The 24,434-nt window shown below is 70.5% G+C and carries 21 protein-coding genes; 16 read left to right on the top strand and 5 right to left on the bottom strand.

Features of this window, described 5'->3' with window-relative positions; all coding sequences use genetic code 11:
- Positions 1-9: 9 nt before the first annotated feature.
- Together uvrB and TR42_RS01610 are read left to right on the top strand one after the other, a co-directional pair.
- Complete coding sequence (uvrB, locus tag TR42_RS01615) at positions 10-2,082, top strand: excinuclease ABC subunit UvrB (RefSeq protein WP_042212368.1); 2,073 nt, start codon at positions 10-12, stop codon at positions 2,080-2,082.
- 88 nt (positions 2,083-2,170) lie between these two features.
- Entirely contained in the window at positions 2,171-3,202 is a 1,032-nt protein-coding gene (locus TR42_RS01610; RefSeq protein WP_042212366.1) for a TerC/Alx family metal homeostasis membrane protein, read from the top strand.
- Positions 3,203-3,220: 18 nt separating this feature from the next.
- Here TR42_RS01610 and TR42_RS01605 read toward each other — a convergent pair whose 3' ends face one another.
- On the bottom strand, positions 3,221-3,520 hold the full coding sequence (locus tag TR42_RS01605; protein WP_042212364.1) for a YciI family protein: 300 nt from the start codon (positions 3,518-3,520) through the stop codon (positions 3,221-3,223).
- A 120-nt stretch (positions 3,521-3,640) separates the two neighbouring features.
- On the opposite strand from TR42_RS01605, the gene uvrA reads away from it, so the two are divergent.
- The 11 genes from uvrA (at position 3,641) to TR42_RS01550 (ending at position 15,740) form a co-directional block, all read left to right on the top strand.
- On the top strand, positions 3,641-6,481 hold the full coding sequence (gene uvrA / locus TR42_RS01600; protein ID WP_042212363.1) for an excinuclease ABC subunit UvrA: 2,841 nt from the start codon (positions 3,641-3,643) through the stop codon (positions 6,479-6,481).
- 16 nt (positions 6,482-6,497) lie between these two features.
- Positions 6,498-8,381, top strand: a complete 1,884-nt coding sequence (gene uvrC / locus TR42_RS01595) for an excinuclease ABC subunit UvrC (RefSeq protein ID WP_042212361.1) — start codon at positions 6,498-6,500, stop codon at positions 8,379-8,381.
- The gene (gene rapZ, locus TR42_RS01590) at positions 8,378-9,298 is read left to right on the top strand and encodes an RNase adapter RapZ (RefSeq protein ID WP_042212360.1); all 921 of its coding nucleotides are present in this window, start codon (positions 8,378-8,380) and stop codon (positions 9,296-9,298) included. Before uvrC ends, rapZ begins: the two co-directional genes overlap by 4 nt.
- A complete protein-coding gene (locus TR42_RS01585) occupies positions 9,295-10,242 on the top strand; it encodes a gluconeogenesis factor YvcK family protein (protein ID WP_042212358.1) in 948 nt (315 codons plus the stop codon). The genes rapZ and TR42_RS01585 overlap by 4 nt, the downstream gene beginning before the upstream one ends.
- Positions 10,243-10,262: 20 nt before the next feature.
- Positions 10,263-11,246, top strand: coding sequence for a DNA-binding protein WhiA (gene whiA, locus TR42_RS01580; RefSeq protein ID WP_042212357.1), 984 nt, complete (start codon positions 10,263-10,265; stop codon positions 11,244-11,246).
- A gap of 171 nt (positions 11,247-11,417) precedes the next feature.
- On the top strand, positions 11,418-12,422 hold the full coding sequence (gene gap / locus TR42_RS01575; protein ID WP_042212355.1) for a type I glyceraldehyde-3-phosphate dehydrogenase: 1,005 nt from the start codon (positions 11,418-11,420) through the stop codon (positions 12,420-12,422).
- Between the two features lie 106 nt (positions 12,423-12,528).
- Positions 12,529-13,719 (top strand): phosphoglycerate kinase, encoded by a 1,191-nt coding sequence (locus tag TR42_RS01570; RefSeq protein ID WP_042212353.1) that lies wholly within the window; start codon positions 12,529-12,531, stop codon positions 13,717-13,719.
- Between the two features lie 5 nt (positions 13,720-13,724).
- Complete coding sequence (gene tpiA / locus TR42_RS01565; RefSeq protein WP_042212352.1) at positions 13,725-14,513, top strand: triose-phosphate isomerase; 789 nt, start codon at positions 13,725-13,727, stop codon at positions 14,511-14,513.
- A gap of 99 nt (positions 14,514-14,612) precedes the next feature.
- The gene (gene secG / locus TR42_RS01560) at positions 14,613-14,858 is read left to right on the top strand and encodes a preprotein translocase subunit SecG (protein ID WP_042212351.1); all 246 of its coding nucleotides are present in this window, start codon (positions 14,613-14,615) and stop codon (positions 14,856-14,858) included.
- An 18-nt stretch (positions 14,859-14,876) separates the two neighbouring features.
- On the top strand, positions 14,877-15,239 hold the full coding sequence (locus tag TR42_RS01555) for an RNA polymerase-binding protein RbpA (RefSeq protein ID WP_042212349.1): 363 nt from the start codon (positions 14,877-14,879) through the stop codon (positions 15,237-15,239).
- A gap of 219 nt (positions 15,240-15,458) precedes the next feature.
- The gene (locus TR42_RS01550) at positions 15,459-15,740 is read left to right on the top strand and encodes a SelT/SelW/SelH family protein (RefSeq protein ID WP_042212347.1); all 282 of its coding nucleotides are present in this window, start codon (positions 15,459-15,461) and stop codon (positions 15,738-15,740) included.
- A gap of 139 nt (positions 15,741-15,879) precedes the next feature.
- Here TR42_RS01550 and pgl read toward each other — a convergent pair whose 3' ends face one another.
- From pgl to tkt, 4 genes are all read right to left on the bottom strand, one after another.
- Positions 15,880-16,602, bottom strand: a complete 723-nt coding sequence (gene pgl, locus TR42_RS01545) for a 6-phosphogluconolactonase (protein WP_042212346.1) — start codon at positions 16,600-16,602, stop codon at positions 15,880-15,882.
- Complete coding sequence (locus TR42_RS01540; protein ID WP_042212344.1) at positions 16,599-17,519, bottom strand: glucose-6-phosphate dehydrogenase assembly protein OpcA; 921 nt, start codon at positions 17,517-17,519, stop codon at positions 16,599-16,601. The genes pgl and TR42_RS01540 overlap by 4 nt, the downstream gene beginning before the upstream one ends.
- Positions 17,516-19,033 (bottom strand): glucose-6-phosphate dehydrogenase, encoded by a 1,518-nt coding sequence (gene zwf / locus TR42_RS01535; RefSeq protein WP_425305724.1) that lies wholly within the window; start codon positions 19,031-19,033, stop codon positions 17,516-17,518. Before zwf ends, TR42_RS01540 begins: the two co-directional genes overlap by 4 nt.
- Positions 19,034-19,305: 272 nt before the next feature.
- The gene (gene tkt, locus TR42_RS01530) at positions 19,306-21,369 is read right to left on the bottom strand and encodes a transketolase (RefSeq protein ID WP_236623291.1); all 2,064 of its coding nucleotides are present in this window, start codon (positions 21,367-21,369) and stop codon (positions 19,306-19,308) included.
- 243 nt (positions 21,370-21,612) lie between these two features.
- On the opposite strand from tkt, the gene TR42_RS01525 reads away from it, so the two are divergent.
- The 3 genes from TR42_RS01525 to TR42_RS01515 are packed head-to-tail and all read left to right on the top strand — an operon-like array spanning position 21,613 to position 24,382.
- Entirely contained in the window at positions 21,613-22,935 is a 1,323-nt protein-coding gene (locus tag TR42_RS01525; RefSeq protein WP_042212339.1) for a glycosyltransferase family 2 protein, read from the top strand.
- Positions 22,932-23,441 carry a hypothetical protein gene (locus TR42_RS01520; protein WP_042212337.1) on the top strand — a complete coding sequence of 170 codons (510 nt, stop codon included), beginning with the start codon at positions 22,932-22,934 and terminating at the stop codon, positions 23,439-23,441. The genes TR42_RS01525 and TR42_RS01520 overlap by 4 nt, the downstream gene beginning before the upstream one ends.
- The gene (locus TR42_RS01515) at positions 23,441-24,382 is read left to right on the top strand and encodes a hypothetical protein (RefSeq protein WP_042212336.1); all 942 of its coding nucleotides are present in this window, start codon (positions 23,441-23,443) and stop codon (positions 24,380-24,382) included. Before TR42_RS01520 ends, TR42_RS01515 begins: the two co-directional genes overlap by 1 nt.
- Positions 24,383-24,434: the final 52 nt, after the last annotated feature.

Raw genomic sequence — 24,434 nt, 5'->3', positions numbered from 1 at the left:
CGTAGTCGCATGAGCAGCCCCGACCTCCGCCGCAGCGAGGCACCGTTCCAGGTGGTGTCCGAGTACCAGCCGTCCGGCGACCAGCCGAAGGCGATCGACGACCTCGCGCGCCGCATCCAGGCGGGCGAGCAGGACGTCGTGCTCCTGGGCGCGACGGGTACCGGAAAGTCCGCGACCACGGCGTGGCTGGTCGAGCGGCTGCAGCGTCCCACGCTCGTCATGGCGCACAACAAGACGCTCGCCGCGCAGCTCGCGAACGAGTTCCGCGACCTGCTCCCGAACAACGCCGTCGAGTACTTCGTCAGCTACTACGACTACTACCAGCCCGAGGCGTACGTGCCGCAGACGGACACCTTCATCGAGAAGGACTCGTCCATCAACGAGGAGGTCGAGCGCCTGCGGTACTCGGCGACCAACTCGCTGCTCACGCGTCGGGACGTGGTGGTCGTGTCCTCGGTGTCCTGCATCTACGGCCTCGGCACCCCCGAGGAGTACATCGAGGGCATGGTGACGCTCGGCGTCGGCGACGTGGTCGATCGCGACACGCTCCTGCGCGAGTTCGTGCAGATGCAGTACTCCCGCAACGACCTCGCGTTCACGCGCGGCACGTTCCGCGTGCGGGGCGACACCGTCGAGATCATCCCGGTGTACGAGGAGCTCGCGATCCGCATCGAGATGTTCGGCGACGAGGTCGAGGCGCTCTACACGCTCCACCCGCTCACTGGCGAGGTGGTCGAGCGCCGGCAGCAGGTGCACATCTTCCCGGCCTCGCACTACGTCGCGAGCGAGGAGCGCATGAACCGCGCGATCTCGACCATCGAGAGCGAGCTCGGGGACCGCCTGCAGGAGCTCGAGCGTCAGAACAAGCTGCTCGAGGCGCAGCGTCTCAAGATGAGGACCACGTTCGACCTCGAGATGATGCGCTCCGTGGGGACCTGCTCGGGCATCGAGAACTACTCGCGGCACATCGAGCAGCGCGCGGCAGGGACCCCGCCGCACACGCTCCTCGACTACTTCCCGGACGACTTCCTGCTGGTGATCGACGAGTCGCACGTGACGGTGCCGCAGATCGGCGCGATGTACGAGGGCGACACGTCGCGCAAGCGCACCCTCGTCGAGCACGGCTTCCGCCTGCCGTCGGCGCTCGACAACCGGCCGCTCAAGTGGCCGGAGTTCCAGGAGCGGGTCGGGCAGACGGTCTACCTCTCCGCCACGCCCGGCAAGTACGAGCTCGAACGCTCGGACGGCGTGGTCGAGCAGATCATCCGACCCACGGGCCTGGTGGACCCGAAGATCGTCGTCAAGCCCACCGAGGGGCAGATCGACGACCTCCTCGAGCAGGTCCGGCAGCGCGTCGAGCGCGACGAGCGCGTCCTCGTCACGACGCTCACCAAGAAGATGGCCGAGGATCTGACCGAGTACCTGGGCGATCGCGGCGTGAGGGTCGAGTACCTGCACTCCGACGTCGACACCCTGCGGCGCGTCGAGCTGCTGCGCGAGCTGAGGATGGGCCGCTTCGACGTGCTCGTCGGCATCAACCTGCTGCGCGAGGGTCTGGACCTGCCCGAAGTCTCGCTCGTGTCGATCCTGGACGCGGACAAGGAAGGCTTCCTGCGCTCGGGGACGTCGCTCATCCAGACCATCGGCCGTGCCGCCCGCAACGTGTCCGGCGAGGTCCACATGTACGCGGACACCATCACGGACTCGATGGCCTCGGCGATCGACGAGACGAACCGCCGTCGCGAGCTCCAGGTCGCGTACAACGAGGAGAACGGCATCGATCCGCAGCCGCTGCGCAAGCGCATCGGCGACATCACCGAGATGCTCGCGCGCGAGGAGGCGGACACCGCCGAGGCGCTCGAGCTCGCGAAGCACGGCGGACAGGCGGGGGAGAAGGCTGCCAAGGCGGGCGGCGGCCTGCTCGCGCAGCGACCCGCGGAGGAGCTCTCGCAGCTGATCGAGGACCTCTCCGCGCAGATGCGTGAGGCCGCGGCGGAGCTGCAGTTCGAGATCGCCGCACGGCTGCGTGACGAGATCGGCGAGCTCAAGAAGGAGCTGCGGCAGATGATCAACGCCGGCTGAGCAGCAGGCGGAGCCGCGGCGCCGCGGTGCCCGGCGACTCGTGGCGGGCCGGCGCGGGCGGGCGGCGCCGCGCCACTACGATGATCGGGTGGAATCGACGACCGTCTGGCTGGTGACCATCCTCGGCGTCCTCGCGGTGGTCGTCTTCGACTTCCTCGTGGTGGTCCGCCGTCCGCACGAGCCTCCCTTCAAGGAGTCGGTGCGCTGGACGCTCTTCTACGTCGGCCTCGCCGTCGTGTTCGGGCTCGGCATGCTCGCGTGGGCGGGTCCCCAGAAGGGCATCGAGTTCTTCGCCGGCTACGTGACGGAGTGGTCGCTGTCGGTCGACAACCTCTTCGTCTTCCTCGTCATCCTCGCGCGCTTCCAGGTGCCGCCCAAGTACCGGCAGCGGGTCCTCCTGTTCGGCGTGGTGCTCGCGCTCGTGCTGCGCGGACTCTTCATCGCGGCCGGTGCCGCCGCGCTCCACGCCTTCTCCTGGGTCTTCTACCTCTTCGGGTTCTTCCTGCTGTGGACGGCCGTCAGCGTCGCGCGCGAGGGCGGCGCGGAGGAGGGCGAGGTCGAGTACAAGGAGACCGCGATCGTCGCGCTCGCGCGCCGCTTCCTTCCCGCGACGGACGGCTACCGCGGCGCCGCGGTGGTGGTGAAGGAGCACGGCAAGCGGCTCGTCACCCCGCTGCTCATGGTGATGATCGCGATCGGCACCACGGACGTGCTCTTCGCGCTCGACTCGATCCCCGCGATCTTCGGACTCACGGACGACCCCTACATCGTCTTCACGGCCAACGCGTTCGCGCTCATGGGCCTGCGGCAGCTGTTCTTCGTGGTCGAGGGGCTGCTGCGCCGCCTGGTGTACCTCTCGTACGGCCTGTCGATCGTGCTCGGGTTCATCGGCGTCAAGTTGGTGCTGAGCGCGCTCCACGAGAACTCGCTGCCGTTCATCAACGACGGCCGGCCCGTCGCCTGGGCTCCCGAGATCCCGACGTGGATGTCGCTGGCGGTGATCGTGGTCGCGATCGGCGGTGCCGCGCTGGTGTCCGTCATCGTCTCTGCGCGCACCGGCGAGACGCTGCCGCGCGAGCACCACCACCGCCACGAGGACGCGCCGGCCGACGAAGGCTGACGCGCCCCTCACCGCCTCTCAGGCGGGGAAGTCGCGACCCGGCCATGCGCCGAAGGCGGGCCACTCGCGGATGCCGTGCTCCGGCACGAGGCCCGCGCGGACGTACGGGTCCTCCGTGACGATGGCGGTCGCCTCGTCGAGGGAGTCGACGTCGACGATGATGAGCGCGCCGGGGTGGAGATCGTCGCCGTAGCGCCCGATCGCGGGCACCTTGCCGGCGTCCGCGAGGGCGCGGAAGTGCGCGAGGTGCTCGGGGCGCAGCGCGGCGCGCTCGTCGGCGCGCTCGTCGTACGTGTAGTGGATCGCGTAGAGGCTCATGGGGCCATCCTGCCGGAAAGGCCCCGGCGAACGTGAGGGTGGGGGCGGCGGGGCGTGTCCCGCGACGCGACACGCCGGATCGAACGTGTGTTCGAAGCGGTTTCCGCGTAGCATGGCCGGGTGAACGACCGTCTTCTCGTCCGCGGTGCTCGTGAGCACAACCTCAAGGGTGTCGACCTCGACCTCCCGCGCGACGCCCTCATCGTCTTCAGCGGCCTCTCCGGCTCCGGCAAGTCGTCCCTCGCGTTCGACACGATCTTCGCGGAGGGGCAGCGCCGCTACGTCGAGTCGCTGAGCGCGTACGCGCGCCAGTTCCTCGGCCAGATGGACAAGCCTGACGTCGACTTCATCGAGGGGCTGAGCCCGGCGGTGAGCATCGACCAGAAGTCGACCAACCGCAACCCGCGCTCCACGGTCGGCACCATCACCGAGGTGTACGACTACCTGCGCCTGCTGTACGCGCGCGTCGGCACCCCGCACTGCCCGGTGTGCGGCGAGGTGATCCAGGCGCAGACCCCGCAGCAGATCGTCGACTCGGTGCTCGCCCTGCCCGAGGGCACGCGCTACCAGGTGCTCGCGCCCGTGATCCGCGGCCGCAAGGGCGAGTACCAGGACCTCTTCGAGGACCTGCAGCAGCAAGGCTTCGCGCGCGCCCGCGTCGACGGAGAGACCGTGCAGCTCACCGAGCCGCCCAAGCTCGAGAAGAAGCTCAAGCACGACATCGAGGTGGTGGTCGACCGCCTCGTCGCGCGCGACGGCGTGCGCCAGCGCCTCACCGACTCCGTCGAGACCGCGCTGCGCATCGCGGACGGCCTCGTGGTGATCGACCCGGTCGACGGCGACATCGAGCCGCGCCGCTACTCCGAGAAGCGCGCGTGCCCGAACGACCACGTCCTCACGCTCGAGGAGATGGAGCCCCGCACCTTCTCCTTCAACGCCCCGTACGGCGCCTGCCCGCAGTGCACCGGCATCGGCATCAAGCTCGAGGTGGATCCCGACCTGGTGATCCCGGACCGCGATCTCTCGCTCGCCGAGGGCGCCGTGGCCCCGTGGGCGGCGACCAGCTCCGACTACTTCGGGCGCACGCTGACCGCGCTGGCCGACGACCTCGGCTTCTCGATGGACACCCCGTGGAAGGACCTGCCCCAGGAGGCGCGCACCGCGATCCTCACCGGCAAGGACTACCAGGTGCACGTGAAGTTCCGGAACCGCTACGGCCGCGAGCGTCAGTACACCACCGGCTTCGAGGGCGTGGTGACCTGGATCGAGCGCCTCCATAGCCAGACGGAGTCCGAGTACTCGCGCGAGAAGTACGAGTCCTACATGCGCGAGGTCCCGTGCCCCGTGTGCAAGGGCGCACGCCTCAAGCCCGAGGTGCTGTCCGTCACCATCGGCGGACGGTCCATCGCCGAGGTCTGCGAGCTGTCGATCGCCGAGGCGCGCGACTTCCTCATCACCGCCGAGCTCGACGAGCGCGGACGCCACATCGCCGTCCAGGTGCTCAAGGAGATCGACGCGCGCCTGGGCTTCCTGCTCGACGTGGGCCTCGACTACCTCACGCTGGCCCGCGCCGCCGGCACGCTCAGCGGCGGCGAGGCGCAGCGCATCCGGCTCGCGACCCAGATCGGGTCCGGGCTGGTCGGCGTGCTCTACGTCCTCGACGAGCCGAGCATCGGCCTCCACCAGCGAGACAACCGCCGCCTCATCGACACCCTCACCCGCCTCCGCGACCTCGGCAACACGCTCATCGTGGTCGAGCATGACGAGGACACCATCCGCACCGCCGACTGGGTGGTCGACATCGGCCCCGGCGCCGGCGAGCACGGGGGAGAGGTGGTCCACTCGGGCACCTACGAGGACCTGCTCGCCAACGAGCGCTCCGTCACCGGCGCGTACGTCGCGGGCAGGCGGTCCATCGCGGTCCCCGCGGAGCGTCGTCCCGTCGACCCGGACCGCCATGTCACGGTGGTGGGCGCGCGCGAGCACAACCTGCGCGACATCGACGTGAGGTTCCCGCTCGGCGTGCTCACGTCGGTCACCGGGGTCTCGGGCTCGGGCAAGTCGACGCTGGTGAACTCGATCCTCTACACGAGCCTCGCCAACACCCTCAACGGCGCACGACAGGTCGCCGGCCGGCACACGCGCATCACGGGCGTGGATCAGCTCGACAAGATCGTGCACGTCGACCAGGGACCCATCGGCCGCACCCCGCGCTCGAACCCCGCGACCTACACGGGCGTGTGGGACAAGGTCCGCAAGCTCTTCGCCGACACGCAGGAGGCCAAGGTCCGCGGCTACGGCCCCGGCCGCTTCTCCTTCAACGTCAAGGGCGGACGATGCGAGGCGTGCGCGGGCGACGGCACGCTCAAGATCGAGATGAACTTCCTGCCCGACGTCTACGTCCCGTGCGAGGTCTGCAAGGGCGCGCGCTACAACCGCGAGACGCTCGAGGTCCACTTCAAGGGCAAGAACGTGGCCGACGTGCTCGACATGCCCATCGAGGAGGCCGCTCACTTCTTCGAGGCGATCCCGGCGATCTCGCGGCACCTCACCACGCTCGTCGAGGTGGGGCTGGGCTACGTGCGGCTGGGACAGCCGGCGCCCACGCTCTCGGGCGGCGAGGCGCAGCGCGTCAAGCTGGCCTCCGAGCTCCAGCGCCGCTCGACCGGCCGCACCGTGTACGTGCTCGACGAGCCGACCACGGGCCTCCACTTCGAGGACGTGCGCAAGCTTCTCGGCGTCCTGCAGGGGCTGGTCGAGAAGGGCAACACGGTCATCGTCATCGAGCACAACCTCGACGTCATCAAGTCCTCGGACTGGGTGATCGACATGGGTCCCGAGGGAGGCTCCGGCGGCGGCATCGTCATCGCGGAGGGCACGCCCGAGGAGGTCGCGGGGGCGGAGGGGTCCCACACGGGCTCCTTCCTCGCGGAGATCCTCGGCACGCCCGCCCCGGTGTGATCCGTAGGCTGGCGACGTGACCGATCCGGCGTCGTACCGTCCCGCACCGGGGACCATCCCCACGCAGCCCGGCGTCTACCGCTTCCGGGACCCGCACGGGCGCGTGGTCTACGTGGGCAAGGCGAAGAGCCTGCGCGCGCGGCTCGCGAACTACTTCCAGGACCCCGCGCAGCTGCATCCGCGGACCCGGGCGATGGTCACCACCGCGGCCTCGGTCGAGTGGACCGTGGTGCGCAACGAGGTCGAGGCGCTCATCCTCGAGCACACCTGGATCAAGCAGTACGACCCGCGCTTCAACGTGGTGTTCCGGGATGACAAGTCGTATCCGTACCTCGCGGTCACCCTCAACGAGAAGTTCCCCCGCATGCAGGTGATGCGCGGCGAGCGCAAGAAGGGCGTGCGGTACTTCGGGCCGTACGCGAAGGCGTGGGCGATCCGCGCGACGGTCGACACGCTGCTCACCGCGCTGCCGATGCGCACCTGCGCGCCCGGGGTTTTCCGCAAGGCGGAGCGCCAGGGCAGGCCGTGCCTGCTCGGCTACATCGACAAGTGCGCCGCTCCGTGCGTGGGGCGCATCAACCCCGAGGACCATCGCGACCTCGCCGACCGCGTGTGCCAGGTCCTCGCGGGCGACGCCAAGCCGCTCGTGCGCGACCTGACCGAGACGATGCACGCCGCGGCCGAGCGCGAGGACTTCGAGGCGGCGGCGCGCGCACGCGACCGGCTCAGGGCGCTCGACAACGTCATGGCCCGCAACGCGATCGTGCTCGACGCCGGGGTGGACACGGACGTCTTCTCGCTCGAGGACGACGAGCTCGAGGCAGCCGCGCACGTCTTCCACGTGCGGGACGGCCGCATCGCCGGCGAGCGCGGGTGGGTCGTCGACAAGCCCGAGCCGCTCGGGCCCGCCGGCATGGTCGTCCGCCTGCTCGAGGAGGCCTACGGCGCCGCGGACGCCGAGGAGATCCCGCCCGAGGTGCTGGTCCCGCACCTGCCCGACGACCACGCCGTCCTCACCGAGTGGCTCTCCGGCCTCCGGGGCGCCAAGGTCACGATGCGCGTCCCGGCCCGCGGCAAGAAGGCCGAGCTCGCGTCCACCGGGCACGGCAACGCGGTGCAGGTGCTCGAGCAGCACCGTCTCAAGCGCGCCTCCGACCTCACGACGCGATCGGCCGCGCTCCAGGAGCTCCAGGAGGCGCTGAGCCTGTCCGAGGCGCCCCTGCGCATCGAGTGCTACGACATCTCGCACACCCAGGGAACCAACCAGGTCGGCTCGATGGTGGTGTTCGAGGACGCCATCGCGCGCAAGCCCGAGTACCGGCAGTTCTCCATCGCCGACGCGGTCGACGACACGGCGGCGATGCACGAGGTCCTCTCGCGGCGCTTCCGGCGCTACCTCGAGGAGTCGCAGCTCCCGCCCGAGGAGCGCGAGACGGCGCGCTTCGCGTACCCGCCGCAGCTCGTGGTGGTCGACGGCGGCCTGCCCCAGGTGAACGCCGCGCGCCGCACCTTGGACGAGGTCGGCGTGCCCGAGATCGCGGTCGTGGGCCTCGCGAAGCGGCTCGAGGAGGTGTGGGTCCCCGGCGACGACTTCCCGGTCATCCTGCCCCGCGGGTCCGAGGCGCTGTACCTGCTCCAGCGCGTCCGCGACGAGGCGCACCGCTTCGCGATCAAGCACCACCGAGCGAAGCGCACCAAGGCGATGAAGGTCTCCGAGCTCGACCAGGTCCCGGGCGTGGGCCCGGGCCGCGCGAAGGCTCTGCTCACCCACTTCGGGTCGCTCGCGCGGCTCAAGGAGGCGTCCGTCGAGCAGATCGCGCTGGTGCCCGGCGTGGGAGAGGGAACCGCGCGGACGGTCTACCAGGCCGTGCGGGGTCAGGCTGGCATGCTGGACCCATGATGGAAGAGGTCCCCCCGGTCACCTACCCCTCCGGCATCCCGCGGCCGTTGTTCGACGCGACGGGGATCGACGCCGAGGTGATGGTCCTCACCGGCATGTCGGGCGCCGGGCGCACCCGCGCCGCCGCCGCGCTGGCGGATCTCGGCTGGTACGTGGTCGACAACCTGCCTCCGCAGCTGCTCGCGGGCCTGGTGGAGATGGTCGGGCGCGGGCGGCACGACCGGCTCGCGGCCGTCGTCGACGTCCGCGGAGGCTCGTTCTTCCAGGACGTCGAGGCGGTGCTCGACGATCTCGAGACCAAGGGCATCACCGTGCGGCTGGTGTTCCTCGACGCCTCGGACGCGACGCTGGTGCGCCGCTTCGAGGAGGCCCGGCGGCCGCACCCGCTGCAGGGCGACGGCACCATCCTCGAGGGCATCGGTCGTGAGCGGGCCGCGCTCTCCGCGGTGCGCGAGCGAGCGACCGAGGTGGTCGACACGAGCCGTCTCAACGTGCACCAGCTGCGCGACGTCATGACCGAGGTGGCGGGGGAGACCGAGCGCCCCCTCCAGGTCAACGTCCAGTCCTTCGGCTTCAAGAACGGCGCGCCCCACGACGCCGACTTCGTCGCGGATGTGCGCTTCCTCCAGAACCCGCATTGGGAGCCCGAGCTGCGTCCCCTCACGGGCCTCGACGCGCCGGTGCGCGACTACGTGCTCGCCTCGGACGGCGCGCGCGACTTCGTCGACGGTTACGCGGGCGTCATCGCGGGCGTGCTCGACCGCTACCGCGCGCACGACAAGCACTCGGTCACCATCGGCGTCGGCTGCACGGGCGGCAAGCATCGCTCGGTGGCGATCGCCGAGGAGCTCGGACGCGTGCTCGGCGAGCGCGGCTACCAGGTGCGCGTCACGCATCGTGACCGGGAGCGCCGATGACCGGACCGCGGGTGGTCGCCCTAGGCGGCGGCCACGGGCTCTACGCCTCGCTGTCGGCGCTGCGAGGGACGTGCGACGTGCTCACCGCGGTGGTGACCGTCGCGGACGACGGAGGCTCCTCAGGCCGCATCCGCGAGGAGATGCCGGTGCCGCCGCCCGGAGACCTCCGCATGGCCCTCTCTGCGCTGTGCGAGGACACCGAGTGGGGCCGCACCTGGCGCGACGTGCTGCAGTGGCGCTTCGCGACCGGCGGGCCGCTCGACGGGCACACGGTCGGGAACCTGCTCATCGCGGGCCTGTGGGACCGCACGGGAGGCATCGTCGAGGGGCTCGACTGGGTCGCTCGGCTGCTGCGTGCCGAGGGCCGCGTGCTCCCCGTGTCGACCGAGCCGATCACCGTGAGCGCCGAGATGGGCGCCGACGGCGCGACCACGCGCGTGGTCGGCCAGGTCGCCGTCGCCACGGCCCCCGGCCGGGTGCGCTCGCTCGCGATCGAGCCCGCCGATCCGGCGGTGCCCGCCGCGACGCTCGAGGCCCTCGCCGAGGCCGACGCGGTCGTGCTCGGGCCCGGGTCCTGGTACACGTCGGTCCTCACCCACTTCCTGGTGCCTCGCGTGGCGAGCGCGCTGGTCGAGGCGGGGCCGCGCACCATCCTCACGCTCAACATTGCCGACGAGGACGAGGAGACCGCCGGCACCTGCCGCGCGGACGACATCGCGGCGCTGCGGGCCGCCGCGCCCGGCTTCTGCCCGGCCGTGGTCCTGGTCGACGCCTCCGAGGACGATGCGGCGCTGCGGCGGCGGATCGAGGACTGGGGCGCGCGGTACGTGAGCGCGCCGATGCGCGCGGAGGGCACGCTCGACAGGCATGACGTCCGTATGCTGCGCGACCAGTACACCTCCCTGGTGGGATGGGTGAGAGAAGGCGGCGCGCGCGTCACCTGAGTGATGCCATGATTGTCGCCATGGCTTTGACGGCACAGGTGAAGGACGAGCTCGCTCGGGTCCCGCTGGAGAAGGTGTCCGCCCGTAAGGCGGAGATCGCGGCGACCCTCCGATTCGCAGGCGGTCTGCACATCGTGTCCGGCCGCATCGTCATCGAGGCGGAGCTCGACACAGCAGCGGCCGCGCGCCGGCTGCGCGGATTCATCGCCGAGACCTACGGGCTCGGCTCGGAGATCATCGTCGTCTCCGGCGGCGGCCTCAAGAAGGGCAACCGCTACGTGGTGCGCGTGGTCAAGGAGGGCGAGGCGCTCGCGCGCCAGACCGGGCTCCTCGACCACCGCGGCCGGCCCGTGCGCGGTCTTCCGCCGCAGGTGGTCGGCGGCGCGATCGAGGACACCGTAGCGGCATGGCGCGGCGCGTTCCTCGCGCACGGCTCGCTCACCGAGCCCGGACGCTCGTCCGCGCTCGAGGTGACGTCGCCCGGACCCGAGGCGGCCCTCGCGCTCGTGGGTGCGGCGCGCAGGCTCGGCATCGGCGCGAAGTCCCGCGAGGTGCGTGGCGTCGACCGCGTGGTGATCCGCGACGGGGACGCGATCGCGAACCTGCTCACGCGGCTCGGCGCTCACGAGTCCGTGCTGGCGTGGGAGGAGAAGCGCACGCGCCGCGAGGTGCGCGGCACCGCGAACCGGCTCGCGAATTTCGACGACGCCAACCTGCGCCGCAGCGCACGCGCCGCGGTCGCCGCGGGGGCCCGCGTCGCGCGCGCCTTCGAGATCCTCGGCGAGGACCTCCCCGAGCACCTGCGCGAGGCCGGCGAGCTGCGCCTCGCGAACCGCGAGGCGTCCCTCGAGGAGCTGGGCAAGCTCGCTGATCCGCCGCTCACCAAGGACGCCGTCGCGGGCCGCATCCGCCGCCTCCTGGCGACCGCCGACAAGCGGGCCGAGGAGCTGGGGATCCCCGATACCGAGGCGGGCATCAGCCAGGAGCTCCTGGACGACGAATAGCGGCCTGTGAACGTTCTCACCTGGGACTTCTGTCCGCTGGGACGGCCCTGAGATTCGTTGTAGGCTCATCAGCAGTGGCCCGCTCCCGAGCGGCGTCCGGCGCACGTGGTCGTGCGCACTCACAACATCCACAACCGCGTCGCCCCGGCGACGCACCGGAGGAGACACACTGTGACCATCAAGGTCGGTATCAACGGCTTCGGCCGCATCGGACGTAACTTCTTCCGCGCCGCGCGCGATCTCGGCTTCGACTTCGAGGTGGTGGGTGTCAACGACCTCACCGACAACAAGACCCTCGCGCACCTCCTCAAGTACGACACCGTCCTCGGCAAGTTCCCGGGCGAGGTCTCCTACGACGACGAGAACATCTACGTCGACGGCAAGGCGATCAAGGCCCTCGCCGAGCGCGACCCCGCCAACCTCCCCTGGGGCGAGCTGGGCGCCGACATCGTGATCGAGTCGACCGGCTTCTTCACCGACGCCGAGAAGGCCAAGGCCCACATCGCCGCGGGCGCCAAGAAGGTCATCATCTCCGCTCCCGCGAAGAACGAGGACGCGACCTTCGTCGTCGGTGTGAACCACACCGACTACGACCCGGCCGCCCACAACGTGATCTCGAACGCGTCGTGCACCACCAACTGCCTCGCGCCCTTCGCGAAGGCCCTCAACGACGCGATCGGCATCGAGCGTGGCCTCATGACCACGATCCACGCGTACACCGGTGACCAGAACCTCCAGGACGGTCCCCACAAGGACCTGCGCCGCGCCCGTGCCGCCGCGCAGAACATCGTCCCCACCACCACCGGTGCCGCCAAGGCCGTGGCCCTCGTGCTCCCCGAGCTCAAGGGCAAGCTGGACGGCTTCGCGATGCGCGTCCCGACCATCACCGGCTCGGCCACCGACCTCACCTTCGAGGCCTCGCGTGAGACCACCGTCGAGGAGGTCAACGCCGCGATCAAGGCTGCTGCCGAGGGCGAGATGGCCGGCACGCTGTACTACACCGAGGACGACATCGTCTCGGCCGACATCGTGGGCGACCCGCACCAGTCGATCTTCGACGCGAAGCTCACCCGCGTGAACGGCTCCACCGTCAAGGTCGTGTCGTGGTACGACAACGAGTGGGGCTACTCGGCGTCGCTCGCCAAGCTGACGAACTACGTCGGCGAGCGCCTCTAAGCACTCTCGAAGTGATCGCTCCGACGGCCGTGCACGCTCTGGCGTGTGCGGCCGTCGTCGCGTCACCCTGAATCTCCCTTCCGCTCTCACAGGAACAGGAACACCCATGAAGACCATCGACTCGCTGGGCGACCTCAGCGGCAAGAAGGTGCTCGTCCGCTCGGACCTCAACGTCCCGCTCGACGGCACCACGATCACGGACGACGGCCGCGTGCGCGCCTCGGTCCCCACGATCCAGAAGCTCCTCGACGCCGGCGCCGCCGTCATCGTCACCGCGCACCTGGGCCGCCCCAAGGGCGAGCCCGACGCCAAGTACTCGCTCGCGCCCGCCGCCGCGCGCCTCGCGGAGCTGCTCGGGAGCCCTGTCACGCTCGCCGACGACCTCGTCGGCCCGTCCGCCAAGGCCGTCACCGACGCGCTCGAGGCCGGCCAGGTCGCGATGCTCGAGAACGTGCGCTTCGACGCGCGCGAGACCTCCAAGGTCGACGAGGAGCGCCAGGCGCTCGCCGCCGAGCTCGCCGCGTTCGCCGACGTCTTCGTCTCGGACGGCTTCGGCGTCGTGCACCGCAAGCAGGCCTCGGTCTACGACATCGCGCAGGTGCTTCCCGCCGCGGCCGGCACGCTGGTCGAGAAGGAGGTCGTGTCGCTGGGCAAGGCCGTGACCGACCCGGCCCGCCCGTACGCGGTGGTCCTCGGCGGCTCGAAGGTCTCCGACAAGCTCGGCGTCATCGCGAACCTGCTCACCAAGGCCGACCGCCTCCTCATCGGCGGCGGCATGGTCTTCACCTTCCTCGCGGCCAAGGGCTACGAGGTCGGCAGCTCGCTGCTCGAGCAGGACCAGATCGACACGGTCAAGGGCTACCTCAAGACCGCCGAGGAGAACGGCGTCGAGATCGTCCTCCCGACCGACATCGTCGCCGCGGACAAGTTCGCCGCGGACGCCGACGCCGTCATCGTCGCGGCCGACGCGATCCCCGCGGACCGCATGGGCCTCGACATCGGCCCCGACTCGGCCACCCTGTTCGCGTCGAAGCTCGCGGACGCCAAGACCATCGTCTGGAACGGCCCCATGGGCGTGTTCGAGATGGAGGCCTTCGCGAACGGCACCAAGGCCGTCGCGCAGGCGATGATCGACTCCGACGGCTTCTCGGTCGTCGGCGGCGGCGACTCGGCCGCGGCCGTGCGCCTGCTCGGCTTCGACGAGGCCGGCTTCGGCCACATCTCGACGGGCGGCGGCGCGTCGCTCGAGCTGCTCGAGGGCAAGGTCCTGCCGGGCCTCGCCGTTCTGGAGGACTGATACCCATGGCACGTACCCCGCTGATCGCCGGCAACTGGAAGCTCAACCTCGACCACCTCGAGGCGACGCACACCGTCCAGAAGCTGGCCTGGCTGCTCCGCGACGCCAAGCACGACTTCTCCGAGGTCGAGGTCGCGGTGCTCCCGTCCTTCACCTCGCTGCGCTCGGTGCAGACGCTCGTCGACGCCGACCAGCTCGAGCTCAAGTACGGCGCGCAGGACATCTCCGCGCACGTCTCGGGCGCGTACACCGGTGAGGTCTCCGGTACCCAGCTGTCGAAGCTGGGCGTCTCCTACGTGGCCGTGGGCCACTCGGAGCGTCGCCAGTACCACGGCGAGACCGACGAGGTCGTGGCGACCAAGACCCAGGCGGCCTTCGAGCACGGCATCGTGCCGATCGTCTGCGTGGGCGAGGGCCTCGACATCCGCAAGGCCGGCGAGCACGTGTCCTACACGCTCGCGCAGGTCGACGGCGCGCTCAAGGACCTCCCGGCCGACAAGGCCAAGGACGTCGTCATCGCGTACGAGCCCGTGTGGGCCATCGGCACCGGCGAGGTCGCGACCCCGGCGGACGCGCAGGAGGTCTGCGCGGCCATCCGCGGCCGTCTCGCGGAGCTGTACGACCAGGAGCTCGCGGACGGCGTCCGCGTCCTCTACGGCGGCTCGGTGAAGTCCTCGTCGATCGCGCAGCTCATGGCCGAGGAGGACGTCGACGGCGGCCTCGTCGGCGGCGCCTCGCTCGACCCGGAGGAGTTCTCCAAGATCGCCCGTTTCAAGGCGCACACCGTCGCGTAAGGGACATTCACGACAACAGCGGGGCCGGTCCGGAAACGGGCCGGCCCCGCCGTTTTCGTCGCGTATCCTTGTGAGCGCAATCCATCATCTGGGAGAACCGTGGACATCCTCGAGACCATCCTCTGGGTCATGCTCGTCGTGACGTCGCTGCTGATCATCGCGCTGGTGCTGATCCACCGCGGCCGTGGCGGCGGTATCACCGACATGTTCGGCGGCGGGCTCGCGTCCGGCGTCCAGTCGTCCGCCGTCGGCGAGCGCAACCTCACGCGCATCACGTGGGGCGTCGCGATCGTCTGGGGCGCAGTGGTCGTTCTGCTGGGGCTCGTGTCCCGGTTCTCCATCTAGGCAACGGAGGTCGCACCCATGGCAGGGGGCAACGCCATCCGAGGCTCGCGCGTCGGCGCAGGGCCCATGGGAGAGGACGAGCGCGGCGAATCGGCGCCGCGTCAGGTCGTCTCGTACTACTGCGCGCGAGGTCACGTGAACTCGCCCAGCTTCGCGGTCGGTGACGACCAGGAGATCCCGGTCGAGTGGGACTGCCCGCGCTGCGGTCTTCCCGCTGGTCTCGACCCGGAGAATCCGCCGGAGCCGATGCGCAACGAGCCCTACAAGACGCACCTCGCGTATGTGAAGGAGCGTCGTAGCGAGGAGGAGGGCGCCGCTCTCCTCGACGAGGCTCTCACCACGCTGCGTGTGCGGCGCGGAGACCTCGCGGCTGCGGAGTAAGACGTCACGAAGGGCCGGTTCCTCAGGGAGCCGGCCCTTCGGCGTCTCCGGGCGCTGTCACAGTGCACCGCGATGGTGCATGAGCGACCGATTCAGGCCGCTGCCGGCACTCATGCAGCAGCGGGGCGCGACGCAGGACGATGCGGCGGCGCGGGAATGCACGCGCCGGCCCCGACGTAGGGGAGAGTGGGACCAGTTCCCCCGACAGAAGGAGACAGGATGCTGATCGAGATCGAGTACTGCGTGCCCTGCGGCTACCTCCCGCGTGCGACGGAGGCGCAGACCCGGCTCCTGGAGGAGTTCGGCAACGCCATCGACGGCGTGACGCTCAAGACCGGGCGCAAGGGGATCTTCACCTTCCGCGCGGACGGCGAGGAGATCTACGCCAAGCCCGCGCAGTTCGACATCGACGCAATCGTCGCCTCCGTGCGCAACCGTCTGCCGGAGCGTGAGGGGATCCAGCCCGAGGGCCGCGACCTGCTCATGGGCAAGCGGCACTGAGAGCAGCACCCGAGCGCAGCCGGCCTCCACACGGATCGGCGGCGGCGCGGCGATCCTGATGCAACTGTGCCCACATCACCCCTGTTGATGTGGGCACAGTTGCATTCCGTGTGTGGAGAGGCGCATCCCGCGCCGAGGGTCAGACCTGCGCGACGGCCTCCGCGTCGACCAGCCACAGGGTCTCCTGCACGCCGCGCACCGCGGCTGCGGGGAGCTCGAGGTCGCCGTGCAGCGAGCGGCCCACGACCTCGGCCTTGGCGGCACCCGCGGCGACCACCCAGACGCGCTTCGCGCGGCGGATCGACTCGAGCGTGAGCGAGACGCGCGTGGGCGGGGGCTTGGGGGAGTCGTGCACCGCGACGACCTCGGCGCCGGTCGCGGCGTAGCCCTCGTGGCCGGGGAAGAGCGACGCGACGTGCCCGTCGGGACCCATGCCGAGCATCAGCACGTCCCATGCGGGCGCGCCCTCGACGGCGATGTCCTCGGCGTACGCGAAGGCAGCCTCCTCGGCGGAGGCGAAGTCGGACGAGGCGCCCATCCGGTGGATGTTCTCCTCGGGCAGGGGCAGTCCGGCGAGCAGCGCGGCCTGCGCCTGGCCCTCGTTGCGGTCGGCGTCCCCGGCGGGGACGAAGCGCTCGTCGCCCCACCACACGTGGACGCTGGTCCAGTCGATCGCGGCCGCGAGCGGCGAGCGGGACACCGCCGCGAGCGTCGCGATGCCGACGGTGCCGCCCGTGAGCACCACGTCCGCGCGGTCCTGGACCGACAGCGTGTCGATCACCGTGAGCAGCAGACGTGCGGCCGTGGCCTCGGCGAGCGCCTCGGCGTCGGTGTGGACCACCACGCGCGCGTTGCCGGTCACAGCGGCACCACGGTGTCGGCGGTGAAGGACGCGAGCGCCTCGCCGTAGACCTCGTCGGAGTCGAGGCGGCGCAGCTCCTCCGCGAGCGCCTCCTCGAGCGAGCGGGCCGGAAGCGCGATGACGTGGTCGGGCTGGCCGGGCTGACGGATGGTGGCGTTGTGGCCGTCGGGACGCGCGATCTCGATGGCGCCGGACGGGGTCTCAAGCACGATCGACTGGAGCGCCGCCACGGAGTCGTCGTAGGCGGCCTCGACCTCGCAGCCGAGCGCGCGCTTGAGCCACGCGCCCAGCAGCAGGATCGACGGGCTGTTGGTGTCGCCGTGGATGCGTGCGCGCGTCACCACGGGGTCCGCGACCTGCTCGAGCGCGACCGCGAGGAGCGCGCGCCAGCGGGTGAGGCGCGTCCACGCGAGGTCGGTGTCGCCGGGCCGGTAGGTGGTCCCGAGGGAGAGGAGCGTGCCCACGGGGTCCGCCTCGCCCTTGGTGTCGGTGATGCGGCGCTGCGCCATGCGGCCCAGCGAGCACGAGCCGATGTCCGCGGGGACGGCCGCCGGCCACCACACGACGATGGGCGCATCGGGGAGCAGCAGGGGAGTGACGAGCGTGTCGTCGTGGCCGATCTGCGCGCCGGACGGGCGGAGCACCACGACCTCGGAGGCGCCGGCGTCGCCGCCCACACGGATCTCCGCGTCGAGGCGTGCCTCCTCCGAGGTGCCGGGGGCGATGACGATGATGCGGCACGGGTGCTCGCGCGACGCGACGTTCGCGGTGGCGATGGCCTGCTCGGCATCCGCGTCCGTGGCGTCGATGACGAGGGTCATCACGCGGGCGAGCGTGACGACGCCGCCGTCCTTGCGGGACTCGACCAGGCGCTTCGCGATCGCGCCGGTGGTGGTGGCGGGGAGCTCGATGATCATGGGCGCCTCCAGACGCGTCCGTCGCGGGCCATCATCTCGTCGGCGCCCGCGGGACCCCACGTGCCGCTGCGGTACGGCTCGGGCTGGCCCTGGGTCTCCCAGAACTCCGTGATGGGATCGAGGATCTTCCAGGAGAGGGCGACCTCCTCCTGGCGGGGGAACAGCGGCGGGTCGCCGAGCAGGACGTCGAGGATGAGCCGCTCGTACGCCTCGGGCGAGCTCTCCGTGAACGCGTTGCCGTACGCGAAGTCCATGGTGACGTCGCGGACCTCCATCGCGGTGCCGGGCACCTTGGACCCGAAGCGCAGCGTCACGCCCTCGTCGGGCTGCACGCGGATCACCAGGGCGTTGGTGCCCGCGTCGCCGCCGGAGATCTCCTGGAAGTACGGGGACGGCGCCTTCTTGAACACGAGCGCGATCTCGGTGACGCGCCGCCCCAGGCGCTTGCCGGCGCGCAGGTAGAACGGCGTGCCCGCCCAGCGGCGGTTGGGGACGTCAAGGCGGATCGCCGCATAGGTCTCGGTGATCGAGGTGGGGGAGATGCCGTCCTCGTCGAGGAAGCCGCCCACCTGCTCGCCGCCGCGCCAGCCGGCCGCGTACTGGCCGCGCGCGGTGCCCTCGCCGAGGTCCTCGGGGAGGACCACCGAGCGCAGCACCTTCTCCTTCTCCATGCGGAGGTCGTCGGCCTCGAAGCTCGCCGGCTCCTCCATCGCGGTGAGGGCGAAGAGCTGGAGCAGGTGGTTCTGGATCACGTCCCGCGCGGTGCCGATGCCGTCGAAGTAGCCGGCGCGCGAGCCGATGCCGATGTCCTCGGCCATCGTGATCTGCACGTGGTCGATGTACTGCGAGTTCCAGACCGGCTCGAACAGCTGGTTGGCGAAGCGGATCGCCAGCAGGTTCTGCACCGTCTCCTTGCCCAGGTAGTGGTCGATGCGGAACACCGAGTCGGGCGGGAAGACCTCCGACACCACCGCGTCGAGCTGCTCCGCCGACTCGAGATCGTGGCCGAACGGCTTCTCGATGACGACGCGCCGCCACGTGCCCTCGTGCGGCGCCGACAGGCCGGACTCGCGCAGCTGGGTGATCACCTGCGGGAAGGCCGAGGGCGGGATCGACAGGTAGAAGGCGTGGTTGCCTCCCGTGCCCCGCTCGCGGTCGAGGGTCTCGACGGTCTCGCGCAGCCGCGCGAAGGCGTCCGGGTCGTCGAACGTGCCCTGCACGAACCGGATGCCCTCCGACAGCTGCTGCCACGTCTCCTCGCGGAACGGCGTGCGCGCGTACTTCTTCACGGAGTCGTGGACCACCTGCGCGAAGTCCTGCTCGTCCCAGTCGCGGCGGGCGAAGCCCGTGAGCGCGAAGGCCGGCGGCAGGAGGCCGCGGTTCGCGAGGTCGTACACGGCGGGCATGAGCTTCTTGCGGGCGAGGTCGCCGGTGACGCCGAACATCACCAGGCCGCACGAGCCGGCGATACGGGGCAGACGACGATCGCGAGGATCGCGCAAAGGATTGTTCACTCTGTGACCTTCCAGGGGGGACATCGTGGGAGGCGCTGACGCTTGGGCCATCCTATTGCGACGCGACGATGCGCGGGCGCCACCTGGTGAGACGGAGGAGCCTCAGCGCGACCTGGGCGGTTCAGCAGGGGGATCCTGCCGGATCGCCCTGCTGAACCGCCCAGTTGCGGATGCGGGGCATGGGGAGGGCGGGCGGAGCATCGGGAGGGGTGGAGACGCGGAAGGGGCCCCGCATCGTGCGATGCGAGGCCCCCTCCGGGAAGGACGATGCGTCAGCCGGCGGCCGCGATCGACTCGCGGGCCTGCGCGGCGACGTTCTCCGCGTTGAAGCCGTACTTCTTCAGCAGCAGCGCGCCGTCCGCGGACTCGCCGAAGTGGTCGACGGCCACGGTGCGGCCGGCGTCGCCGACCATGTCGCGCCAGCCGAGGGCCGAGCCGGCCTCGACGGACACGCGCGCCTTGAGAGCGGCCGGGATGACCGACTCGCGGTACTCGGCGTCCTGGCGGGCGAAGCGCTCACGCGAGGGCATCGACACGACGCGGGCCTTGACGCCGTCGGCCGCGAGGAGCTCGCGCGCCTCGATCGCGACGGAGACCTCGGAGCCGGTGGCGATGATGACCACCTCGGCGTCCTCGTCGGCGCCCGCGAGCACGTACGCGCCCTTGAGGACGCCGTCGGTCGAGGTGCCCTCGAGGACCGGGAGGTTCTGACGCGACAGGATGATCGCGGAGGGACGGTCGGTGGTCTCGAGGATCGCCTTCCACGCCGCCGCGGTCTCGTTGGCGTCCGCGGGGCGGATCACGTCGAGGCCGGGGATCGCGCGCAGCGTCGCGATGTGCTCGATCGGCTGGTGCGTCGGACCGTCCTCACCGAGGCCCACCGAGTCGTGCGTCCACACGAAGGTGGTGGGGATCTGCATCAGGGCGGCGAGACGGACCGACGCGCGCATGTAGTCGGAGAACACCAGGAAGGTGCCGCCGTACACGCGGGTGAGGCCGTGCAGCGTGATGCCGTTCATGATCGCGCCCATGCCGAACTCGCGGATGCCGAAGTGCAGCGTGCGGCCGTACCACTGGCCGTCGGGGTACGAGTGGGTCGAGCGGCGCGGGGGCAGGAACGAGGGCTCGCCGGCCATGGTCGTGTTGTTCGAGCCGGCGAGGTCGGCGGAACCGCCCCAGAGCTCGGGCAGCACGGGCGCGAGGGCGCCGAGCACCTTGCCGGAGGCGGCGCGGGTCGCGACCTTGGAGCCGACCTCGAACGAGGGGAGCGCGTCCTCCCAGCCGTCGGGCAGCTCGCGGTTGACGAGGCGCGACAGCAGCGCGGCGCGCTCGGGGTTCTCGGCCTCCCAGCGCGAGAACTGGGCGTTCCACTCGGAGTGGGCGGCCTGGCCGCGCTCCTTGACCTGGTGCATGTGGGCGAGGACCTCGGGCTCCACGGCGAAGGACTGCTCGGGGTCGAAGCCGAGCACCTCCTTGAGGCCCGCGACCTCGGCGGCGCCGAGCGCGGAGCCGTGCACGCCGCCCGAGTTCTGCTTGGTGGGCGAAGGCCAGCCGATGATGGTCGACAGCGCGATGATCGAGGGCTTGCCGGTCTCGGCCTTGGCGGCCTCGATGGCGTCGAAAAGGGCCTGCGGGTCCTCCTCGTAGCCGTCCTCCTTGACCCACGAGACCGACTGCGTGTGCCAGCCGTAGGCCTCGTAGCGGCCGAGGACATCCTCGGTGAAGGAGATGTCGGTCTCGTGCTCGATCGAGATCTTGTTGTCGTCCCAGATGACGATGAGGTTGCCGAGCTCCTGGGTGCCCGCGAGCGCCGAGGCCTCGTGCGCCACGCCCTCCTGGAGGCAGCCGTCGCCGGCGATCACGTACACGTGGTGGTCGAACGGCGACGTGCCGGGGGCCGCGTCGGGGTCGAGCAGGCCGCGCTCACGGCGAGCCGCCATCGCCATGCCCACGGAGGACGCGATGCCGGTGCCGAGGGGGCCGGTGGTGATCTCGACGCCGTCGGTGTGGCCGTACTCCGGGTGGCCCGGGGTGAGCGAGCCCTCGGTGCGGAGCGCCTTGAGGTCGTCGAGGCCCAGGTTGTAGCCCGAGGCGAAGAGCTGGAGGTACAGCGTCAGCGACGAGTGGCCGGCGGAGAGCACGAAGCGGTCGCGGCCGAGCCAGTGCGAGTCCGACGGGTCGTGGCGCATGACGTTCTGGAAGAGCAGGTACGCGGCGGGCGCCAGCGAGATCGCGGTGCCGGGGTGGCCGTTGCCGACCTTCTCGACGGCGTCGGCGGCCAGGACGCGGAGCGTGTCGACTGCGCGACGGTCCGTGTCGGTCCAGTTGATGGTCACAGGTGTCTCCCTCGACAGGTTGCGGGTACGGGGGCCAGCCTACCTGTGGTCCACGCGTTTGTAGGACGTTCACATTGGCGTGACGAACCGCGGAATCCCGCGTGGCGGGCATCGTCCAAGGTCTGTCGACGTGGTGGCGCGGCCACGGCTGGCCCACCGGGACGGAGGTCGCGATGCCGCGGCGCCGACGCGGGGTTACCGTCGAAGAGCGAGGGGACGCACGCACCGACAAGGGAGGCGCGCATGCCGGAGACTCCCGGCGGATGGTTCGAGCTGCTGCTCATCTTCATCCTGGTGTCGTACCCGATCGTGGGCGGCATGGGGTTCCTCGTGTCGAGCTTCTACTACCACGTGCTCTCGGAGCGCAGGGATCGTCCGCGCTACCTCGAGCAGGGTGAGCCGTTCGTCACGATCTTCATCCCCGCGCACAACGAGGAGGCGTCGATCGAGAGCACGGTCCGCTACCTCGCCGGCACGCTCAACTACCCCGCGGACAGGTACGAGATCATGGTGGTCGACGATGCGTCGAACGACCGTACGCCCGAGATCCTCACCGCGCTCATGGAGGAGTTCGACCAGCTCCGCGTGGTCACCATCGTCAACAACCGGGGCAAGGCGCACGGGCTGAACTGCGCCCTCGCCTTCGCCAAGGGCGACTTCCTGCTGTGCAACGACGCCGACACCAAGCCCAACCCCGACGCGATCTGGCAGTACCTCAGCTACTTCGAGCGTGAGGGCGGGCAGAACCTCGGCGCGGTGACCGGCAACATGCTCGCGGCCAACCGCACCACGCTCACGGCCGAGGCCCAGCAGAACGAGCTCAACTCGATCATCGGCCTCATCAAGCGGGGCCAGCTGGCGTACGGCGCGCTGTTCGCCTTCTCCGGCGCGAACACGATGTACCGCCGCCAGGCGGTCCTCGACATCGGCGGCTGGCACGCCGAGCAGCCCACCGAGGACATCGCGATCGCGTGGGACATGCAGACCGCCGGGTGGCGGGCGACGTTCGCGCCGCACATCCGCTTCTTCCTCGACGTGCCCGAGAAGCTGAGGGCGCTGATCAAGCAGCGGCACCGCTGGTCCTCGGGCGGCGTCTACGTGCTCGCGAGCAAGGGCCCCAAGCTGCTCAAGCATCCGATCAAGCGGTTCCGGATGATGCCCGTGATCACCGACTACGCGATCTCGGTGCTGTGGAGCCTCATCTACTGGATCACCCTGGTGATCTTCCTGCTCACCCAGGCGGTGTTCGCGGTGTCGGGCGACTGGGAGAGGTTCTGGCACACCTGGTACATGGCGGGCATCTTCGTGGCGCTCCAGATGATCATCGGGCTGGCCCAGCTCACGCTCGCATCGTTCTACAACGACCGCGGACGGACCCTGAGATACGTCCTGTTCGGCCCGATCTACCTGCTGGGTTACTGGATGGTCAACACCTGGACGGTCGCGCTCGAGCTCATCCCCGCGTTCGCCAAGGTCTGGTCCCGCCGCGACGGCGGAGTGTGGAAGTCGCCGGAGCGCTCGTCCAGCCTGCAGGACGCCGGCGAGGAGACGGGAGGCGCCGCATGACCGACAAGCCCGCGTACATCGTGCACGAGGTGAACGAGAAGGACGTCACCGTCGACTGGTTCTTCACCCGGTGGCGCAGCCTGCGGCCCGTGGGCCAGCTGATCGTGGTCCTCATCAGCTGGTTCTTCGCGCTCGCGCCCATCGTCATCACAGCCTCGTCCCTCTACTACGAGGGCGACCCCGACCGCGGCTGGTGGGGCTACCACGAGGGCTTCGTGATCTGGAAGATCACGGTCGCGTTCCTCGCGCTGATTCTGGTCTTCTACCTCGTCTTCTTCCTGGTGCTCCACCTCGTCGACCGCGCCCAGGCGAAGAAGCGGGCCCGGATCACCACGTACGACGAGGAGCGGCTCGCGAAGCGGCTCGAGATCGCCGAGGACTGGTACGAGGAGAAGTTCGGCCCCGAGGCGCTCCGGCATGAGCGCCGGGCGATCCGCATCGAGGGGCACGGCGACATCGAGACCTACGAGCTGCGCAGCCGCTACCGCGACCACGGGGTCGACTGATGGCGCTCTCGGCGGAGGACCTCGAGCTCGTCGACCAGATGCAGCAGCGCGAGCTGCATCTCAAGCGCCGCCAGCGGGCGACCGACCGCGTCCGCTACGAGCTCCGGCGCTATCAGGGGGTGGTGGTCGCCGTGGTTGCGGCGGCCGTGGCGCTGCTCGACGTCGTCGTGATCGTCACGATCCTGGGAGGGCTGCCGCAGCGGGACGTGGCGTGGGTGGTGTTCGTGGCGAGCATCCTCATCGCCGCGGCCCTCGGATCCATGGTGGGTCACGACCTGCTCGGGCGCGCCTGGGGTCGACGCCTGGTGGCGGGAAAGGAGCGTGCGCTGCTGCGCAAGTACGCCGGCGACCTGCACTCGGGACGCCGGTGGCTCCACTTCTACTACCGCGACGAGGACATCTCCGCCTACATCCCTCAGATCCTCACCTTCCTCGAGACGGGACGATGCGGCTCGGTCGGCGACGCTCTCGCGCTGGCGCAGGAGTCCGCCCGCGAGAAGGGATCCCTCTTCGCCGAGCGCGCGCACGCGCTCTTCGCGGAGGTCGCCGGGCAGACCAACACGGTGATCGTGTCCAACGCGACCGAGGCGGGGGAGCCGTCGAGCCGGATCATGCGCTTCGTCAGGACGGAGCGACCGGGCGTCTGGTACGTCACGACCGCGCCTCAGGGCGTCACGCCCACGGAGTACGCGCCCGGCCAGGTCGCGCTGGTGACGTCGCCGACGCCCGACGGGGCCACGATCACCAGCACGGACGTGCGCATCAGGCGGGCCGGGATCCCGTTCAGCGACGTGGCGGCGCTGTACGACGCGCAGGTGCCCGGCTACACGGACGGCATGACCGAGGACGAGCAGTCCTACGAGCTGGTGTTCGAGCTCACGATGCGGTCCGCGAAGGTCGACACCTGGCTCGAGCACGCGATGGTGCACTTCGACCTCTGACGCGCCGCGGAACGGCGCGCGGACCACGGACCCTGGTCCCGGATCGCGCGGC

Source organism: Demequina mangrovi (assembly GCF_000759715.1).
Classification (GTDB): domain Bacteria; phylum Actinomycetota; class Actinomycetes; order Actinomycetales; family Demequinaceae; genus Demequina; species Demequina mangrovi.
This window is presented reverse-complemented; position numbering and strand designations above follow the sequence as displayed.

Coding starts and splice junctions, on each gene's coding strand:
- uvrB (WP_042212368.1), top strand. CDS start 10: ATGAGCAGCCCCGACCTCCGCCGCAGCGAGGCACCGTTCCAGGTGGTG.
- TR42_RS01605 (WP_042212364.1), bottom strand. CDS start 3,520: ATGAGCCTCTACGCGATCCACTACACGTACGACGAGCGCGCCGACGAG.
- rapZ (WP_042212360.1), top strand. CDS start 8,378: ATGATGGAAGAGGTCCCCCCGGTCACCTACCCCTCCGGCATCCCGCGG.
- TR42_RS01585 (WP_042212358.1), top strand. CDS start 9,295: ATGACCGGACCGCGGGTGGTCGCCCTAGGCGGCGGCCACGGGCTCTAC.
- whiA (WP_042212357.1), top strand. CDS start 10,263: ATGGCTTTGACGGCACAGGTGAAGGACGAGCTCGCTCGGGTCCCGCTG.
- TR42_RS01570 (WP_042212353.1), top strand. CDS start 12,529: ATGAAGACCATCGACTCGCTGGGCGACCTCAGCGGCAAGAAGGTGCTC.
- tpiA (WP_042212352.1), top strand. CDS start 13,725: ATGGCACGTACCCCGCTGATCGCCGGCAACTGGAAGCTCAACCTCGAC.
- TR42_RS01555 (WP_042212349.1), top strand. CDS start 14,877: ATGGCAGGGGGCAACGCCATCCGAGGCTCGCGCGTCGGCGCAGGGCCC.
- TR42_RS01550 (WP_042212347.1), top strand. CDS start 15,459: ATGCTGATCGAGATCGAGTACTGCGTGCCCTGCGGCTACCTCCCGCGT.
- TR42_RS01540 (WP_042212344.1), bottom strand. CDS start 17,519: ATGATCATCGAGCTCCCCGCCACCACCACCGGCGCGATCGCGAAGCGC.
- TR42_RS01525 (WP_042212339.1), top strand. CDS start 21,613: ATGCCGGAGACTCCCGGCGGATGGTTCGAGCTGCTGCTCATCTTCATC.
- TR42_RS01520 (WP_042212337.1), top strand. CDS start 22,932: ATGACCGACAAGCCCGCGTACATCGTGCACGAGGTGAACGAGAAGGAC.
- TR42_RS01515 (WP_042212336.1), top strand. CDS start 23,441: ATGGCGCTCTCGGCGGAGGACCTCGAGCTCGTCGACCAGATGCAGCAG.